This is a genomic window from Microcystis sp. LEGE 00066 (genome assembly GCF_015207925.1).
In the GTDB taxonomy this organism is placed as follows: Bacteria; Cyanobacteriota; Cyanobacteriia; order Cyanobacteriales; family Microcystaceae; genus Microcystis; species Microcystis ichthyoblabe_A.
Genome location: NZ_JADEVX010000211.1, coordinates 1 through 6,529 on the forward strand (window position 1 = coordinate 1; position 6,529 = coordinate 6,529).

The 6,529-nt window shown below is 42.2% G+C and carries 4 protein-coding genes; all 4 read left to right on the forward strand.

Going from position 1 to position 6,529, the window contains the following annotated elements; genetic code table 11:
• Positions 1–417 precede the first annotated feature (417 nt).
• A complete protein-coding gene (locus IQ224_RS20315) occupies positions 418–1,374 on the forward strand; it encodes a ribonuclease Z (RefSeq protein WP_194033424.1) in 957 nt (318 codons plus the stop codon).
• 2 nt (positions 1,375–1,376) lie between these two features.
• Positions 1,377–4,613: a tubulin-like doman-containing protein gene (locus IQ224_RS20320; RefSeq protein WP_194033425.1), complete on the forward strand. Its 3,237-nt coding sequence runs from the start codon at positions 1,377–1,379 to the stop codon at positions 4,611–4,613.
• A gap of 210 nt (positions 4,614–4,823) precedes the next feature.
• Complete coding sequence (gene argF, locus IQ224_RS20325) at positions 4,824–5,750, forward strand: ornithine carbamoyltransferase (RefSeq protein ID WP_036400429.1); 927 nt, start codon at positions 4,824–4,826, stop codon at positions 5,748–5,750.
• 132 nt (positions 5,751–5,882) lie between these two features.
• Positions 5,883–6,308, forward strand: coding sequence for a hypothetical protein (locus IQ224_RS20330; protein ID WP_002742986.1), 426 nt, complete (start codon positions 5,883–5,885; stop codon positions 6,306–6,308).
• The last annotated feature ends 221 nt before the right edge of the window (positions 6,309–6,529 follow it).

Here is a 6,529-nt window from a genome sequence, read left to right on the forward strand (position 1 = left end):
CTTAAGAATTAATTGAGAAAGATTTTTATTTAACAACGATGTTATGATGGTTACAGCGATTTTACTGAATTTCATAATGGGTTGTTTTGTGCTTTTTTGGGCAGCAATGGTTGAAACCCTTGCCACATCTACAGGGTAATCCTAATTAAGAAGGGTAAATTAGTCAATTTCACGCATAACGATGATCTTTTTTTTGTGTAGTTTTATTGCAAAAAAAAAGTTTTTTTGACAAAAAGCACAAAGTATGATGGGTGCGTCAAAGTATTTCCGGCTGCGAGTAATTATTGCAGAGTTAGGTCAAAATCAGGGGATTTCCTGTTTTCAAGTGATGAAATACAGAAAAGCAGCAATTCGATCGAGAAATCGATCAAAACAGCCTAGACTAGAAAAAGAATCCTCTATCCTGACAGCTATCCTGTGGAGATTACTTTTTTAGGAACCAGTTCCGGGGTTCCCACTCGTTCCCGTAATGTCTCTAGTATCGCCCTTCGTTTGCCGCAACGGGCGGAAATATGGCTGTTTGACTGTGGAGAAGGAACTCAACACCAGTTACTGCGTAGCGACCTGAAAAGTTCCCAAATCCGACGCATTTTTATCACCCACATGCACGGGGATCATATCTTTGGTTTAATAGGATTGTTAGCCAGTATTGGATTAGCCGGTTCTGCTCAGGATATTGATATCTACGGCCCCCCCGGACTAGGGGACTATCTGCGTGCTTGTGCTAAGTATTCCTATACTAATTTAGCCAATCGGGTGCGTGTCCATCCCATTTCCCCCGGCATACTCTACGAAGATGAAGAATTTACCGTCTCCTGTCAGCTATTAAAACATCGTATTCCTGCCCATGGTTATCGTATCGCCGAAAAAGACCGTCCTGGACGTTTTGATGTGGAAAAAGCCAACGCTTTGGGTATTCCCCCCGGACCAATTTACGGCAAGCTGAAAAAAGGGGAAACTGTCACCCTCCCCGATGGCAGCAAAATTCGCGGTCAGTCCCTCTGCGGAGAAACGGAAATCGGCCGTAAAATTGCCTACTGTACCGATACTATTTTCTGTGAAGGATCGATCGAATTGGCACAAAATGCAGATGTGCTAATTCATGAGGCGACTTTTGCACACCAAGATGCCGGATTAGCCTTTGAAAGTGTTCACTCCACTTCGACGATGGCAGCCCAGGTGGCCTTGGCATCCCAGGTAAAATTGTTATTAATGACCCATTTTAGTCCCCGTTATCTACCGGGGAATTCTCTGGATATTTCCAATCTGTTAGAGGAAGCGCGGGCAATTTTTCCTAACACTAAATTAGCCTACGATTTCCTCACCTACGAAGTCCCCCGCAACCGTCAAGAAATCGCCTTAGGAGTTAAGTAATTATGCCAGCAGCAGTAGAAGAAAAAAGCATGGTTCCCACGGTTTTAGTGGGTATTGGTGGCACGGGTAACGAGATTTTATCGCGCTTGCGTCGTTTAATCGAGGAAAGTTATGGCAGTTTGAGCAATTTTCCGATTGTCAGTTTTTTGGTGGTTGACACGGATAAGGATTATAAAATCAGTAATCCTGAAGCTGCTGGCAGTGCTTTTAAAGATAACGAAAAACACTGGGCCCGGGTGAGTGGAAAACAGGTACAGGAGATGGTATCTGATATGGATAGATATCCCTGGATTAATAGTTGGTTTCCCCCGGAATTAGAGAGAAATATTACTTCCCTGGAAGCGGGAGCGGGACAAATTCGCGCCTGTGGTCGTTTTGCTTTATTTTGTAATTATCATGAGATCCAAAGAAAATTTCTAGACGCGGTGAGACGGGTAAAGGGACAAGAAAACTTTATGCTTGATCGCTATGGAATTAAAGTTAGTAATAGTGCTATTAATGTATTTACTACGGGGTCTTTAAACGGTGGTACGGGTAGCGGAATGTTAATCGATCTAGGTTACTGTATTCGTAATTGGTTACGAGGGGAAAGTAGTCCTTTGAGTACGGCAATTGTTCCGACTCCTGAAGCATTTGCGGGGATTAGTGTCGGCGATCGAGTTTTGGCTAATGGTTACGCTGCCTTGATGGAATTAAATTACTTTTCTGACTACAGAACTGAATATCAGCAACAGTTTAGCAGCGGTTTAGTCGATGAAGTGGTTAGTAAATTACCCCCCTTTGATTTTACCTATTTAGTGGGGACAAAAAACGGCGAAGGTGATTTTAAACTCGGTCAAATTCGGGAAATGATCGCCCAAAATATCTTCCTAGATATGACCTCTGATTTTGCACCCCATAAACGTTCTATTAGAGATAATATTAAGGGTTCTTGGGCGCAATCTGACCCGGGGGGACGCGGTTATCCTAAGCAATTTATGAGTTTTGGACTATCAACTATTGAAATTCCTATTGCCCAAATTCGTGCTTCCTTATCGGAACGTTTAGCCAAAGATTTAATTAATTGGTGGCTGAATGATTCCGTGATTTTACCCGCTCAAATGTTGGACTTAGTAAGAGGTGATATCCTCAAAAAAATGCGCTTGAGCGAAGGGGAATTAATTATGGATTTATGTGCCGACAAGGATCGCTCTTTAATTGCCATAATCTCCCAATGGATTAACGAAACTCGTCAGGAAATCAATCAAGATAATTGGCTCTCTTGTACCAAACAGGGTGTTAATATTTTAGGCAACGAACAGGGAAAAATTCTGCAATTTATTGATGATTATTTAACGCCAAGAGTCGAGGAATTTAAACGCAATCATTTACTAGAATTGAGTCCCGATGAACGGATGCACGGCGATTACCTGAAAAAGATTTATAGTAATCGGGATGAAATTATTCAACGGGGTAAAAAGTCCCTAGAAATAGAGTTTTATAATATCCTTGAGGATCGGAACCGTGGGGTAAAATTTGCCGAGAGTTTTATTTTTTTAGTACGACAAATCTTCACCGACATAGCGGAAAAATTCCGTCGCGATCAAGAACAGGTTTGGAGTCAAAACGAAAGTAAACGTCAACGGGAATACGACACAGCCTTGGCAGAAATTAGTGATCTGAAAGATAAACTTCATATCTCGAAAAAAGATAAGATGGAAGAATATTGTGAACAAGCTTTAACGGGATTGGAAGGCTATTTAATGGCCAATATTCAACGAAAAACCAGAGGTGCGGGAGTAGAGGTTATTAATCGTTTACTGGAACATCTTAATCAATTAGAAAGCCGTTTTAATCGCTTTCGTCAGAAGTTAATTCAAAGTCGCGATCTCTTTAATCTGCAAGCTAACCAACAGATTGATAGTGCCGATGCTTTGTTAATTAATGGGATTAAATTATTTGACAGACAAGAATTAAATGGTCTTTATCAAGACTTTATCGAACAATTTGCTTCGGGGATTGCTGGTAACAAAAATGCCTACGATACGGGTATGGATAACCTTTGTTTACCCCTCTCAGAAGAGATTTTAAAGCAATCTAGTCCCCTCTGGAAAGAAACGCGGCGCTCCGATGAAAATATGCGTTTATTTGACATCACCGAGATTGCCGATATTCGTCAAGGTGATTTTCAAAAAGTTATCCTAAACCAAGCTAATCAACTCCTACAAAATGCTCCCGCTAGTAGTCAAATTCAGCAGGAATTAGCCGCTTGTGATCGCTTGTTAAAAATCTATAATAACGATGCCGATATTATCAATAATCTTCGCATTGCCTACCAAAAATCGCGACCCCTAATTATGCTCAATCCTGCGGTTTTGCGGGGAAAAGATGCGGGTTTTACACCCCAATTAAATCAAAATGTGGCCCTGATTGGGGGAAGAAATACCAGTAACCCAGCAGCCCAAAAAATTATTCCGAAACTGCGGGAATTTATTGCCAACGAAGACGATATTAAACCCTTGGGAGACGTGGAAAAATATCGTCTTGTCTTCGTGCAGGAAATTGGTGGTTTTTCCCTACGTTGTCTCGAGGGAATGCGAGATTTGCGGCAATCCTATCAGGACTGGAAAGGAGAATTTATTCTCGCTAAACGCGCCCAACAAATGGGGGAAAATCGCGATTTACCCATCCCCGTGCATATCCAAAAGGAACCGCCTTTCTGGGATGTTTTTCCCGAAGATCCGAGTATTTATCAATTGGTGGTAACAGCCCGAGCTTTGAAAGTGCTTTTTCCAGAAGTCAATCGAGTCACTAATGAGAAAACAATTCGCTATGAAATTAAAACCGCAACGGGATTAAAAAAAGTCGATATCGCTACCAGTTGGGAAGATGCGGTACAGGTGTTAGAAGTAAAAGCTTGTCGCGAAGATAAGGAAAAAATTCAAAGTCAGGTGACAGCTAAGTTACAGGATTCAGCCACTCCGGAGAAAAAACAAGCTTTGTATCGGACTTTCATTGAATATTTACAACAACGTTCCGAGGAGTTAACAGGAGGAAAAGACAATACAGAATATAAACGGGAAGATGCAATTATTTTGCAGTTAATCCATAACTATAAGTTGGATAGCGGTGGAGAAATTCCTCTTTCTCCGGTGACGGAAGTGGTTAACCCAGCTTTAATTATCTGCGGTAATTGTGGACATAAAAACCCGCCATCGTCTAATTTTTGTTCTAAGTGTGGGGCAAAATTAGTTAAGTAGAAATTAGGCAATTTCTTGTTTTTATTACTGGAATAACAGCAAAAGTGGGGGTGTTACTTGGACTAACATCCCCCACAATGAAGATTTTCGGGAGAAATTGCCTAATAGCGAAAAAACTGGATTATAATAGGGTCTTTACCCAAGATTTTTGCGGCCTCGCTAACTGCCATAAAAGCCAATCAAAACCCCTGTTTATCGAGAGAAAAACCAATGGTAGCCACTTTAAAAGGACGAGATGTTTTAAGAATAACCGACATGAGTAGCCAAGAAATCAGCGCCCTACTCAATCTATCGGCACAGCTTAAAGCTGGTAATCTTAACCCTAGCTGCAAAAAAGTCTTAGGATTGCTATTTTATAAAGCTTCCACTCGGACCCGGGTTTCCTTTACCGTCGCCATGTACCAGTTAGGGGGACAGGTGATCGATCTTAATCCCAGTGTAACCCAAGTGGGGCGCGGGGAACCCTTAGCAGATACAGCCCGGGTACTCGATCGCTATCTCGATATTCTCGCGGTTCGCACCTTTAAACAAGAGGATTTAGAAGCTTTTGCTAATTATTCCCGCATCCCGATTATCAACGCTTTAACGGATTTAGAACATCCCTGTCAGATATTAGCCGATTTACAGACTATCCAAGAGACTTTTCAGACTTTACGGGGAATTAACCTCACCTATGTGGGGGATGGTAATAATGTCGCTAATTCTCTCCTCTTAGGTGGCGCTTTGATGGGGTTAAATGTGCGGGTTGCTTCCCCCGCAAACTATCAACCGGATGGGGAAATTGTCGCCAGCGCCCAAGCTATAGGCGAGAAAACCGGTAGTAAAATCTTAATTACCGACGATCCCGTTATGGCCGTGAAAGACTCTCAGGTGGTCTATACTGATGTCTGGGCAAGTATGGGACAGGAAAGCCTCGCTGATGCCCGAATTCCCGTTTTTCAGCCCTACCAAGTCAATGAACAGCTAATGAGTCACGCTGACAAAGACGCGATTATTCTCCATTGTTTACCTGCTCACCGGGGTGAAGAAATTACCGACGGGGCGATCGAGGGTGTACAATCAAAAGTCTGGGAGCAAGCGGAAAATCGGATGCACGCCCAAAAAGCTTTAATGGTGAGTTTATTGGGATTAATCTAGCTCCCAATGCTCAGTTACCTAAAATAATTATTAAACTCGATCATCAATCATCCTAAGACCTGTCCGACACCAGAAGTTAACGCTAGGATTGAGGATAAGAGCAATCATCAGGGCAGCCTCCACACAAACTATATGTCAGACACCTCCGCAGTTAAACAGTATCTCGCCCATTGGTTTCAATTGGGAAAAAAAGTTATTTGTCCCAAAAACCAAGCTATGCTATTTCCGCTGCCTATCTTCAATGGCGATCGCTATTCGTCGGAGTTTGAAGATTGTTGGCAAAAAATTCTTGATCCTGAAAGTGGCGATTGTTACCTAGAGGGTACTCAACAAACCATCCAAGACTTACTTTCCCCTCAATGGGAATTTCACCCCTGCGCTCGTTGTACTATACCCGTACCAATTGAAGTGCTGGGCCAATCGGGTTTATCCTGTCCCTGCCATGATTTGAGTAATTGGCCCAATTTAGAATTACCCCTACCCCATTTACCCGTCAATAGTCAAGAAAATCTCGATCGCATCCGGCAAAGATTGCTAAAAAATTCTCACCCACATTAACCAGACAAAAAGAGACGTTAGGAGTAACGTCTCGAAAAAAGGATTGATATTTAGGGTCTGCTGAATAAATCTAAAAACCTTGTTGGATAAGACTTTTAGACTTTTTTTTACTCAAAAAGTGCCAGCCGTTGCGGGGGATCGGGGGGAAAATTCAGGTACTTTTTCCCTGAAAATTAGGTAATTGACTACCTCAAAATCGGTAAAACCCCATACCCCACACC

Excerpts from the sequence above, each read along its gene's own strand:
- IQ224_RS20320 (WP_194033425.1), top strand. The coding sequence starts at position 1,377 with ATGCCAGCAGCAGTAGAAGAAAAAAGCATGGTTCCCACGGTTTTAGTG.
- argF (WP_036400429.1), top strand. The coding sequence starts at position 4,824 with ATGGTAGCCACTTTAAAAGGACGAGATGTTTTAAGAATAACCGACATG.
- IQ224_RS20330 (WP_002742986.1), top strand. The coding sequence starts at position 5,883 with ATGTCAGACACCTCCGCAGTTAAACAGTATCTCGCCCATTGGTTTCAA.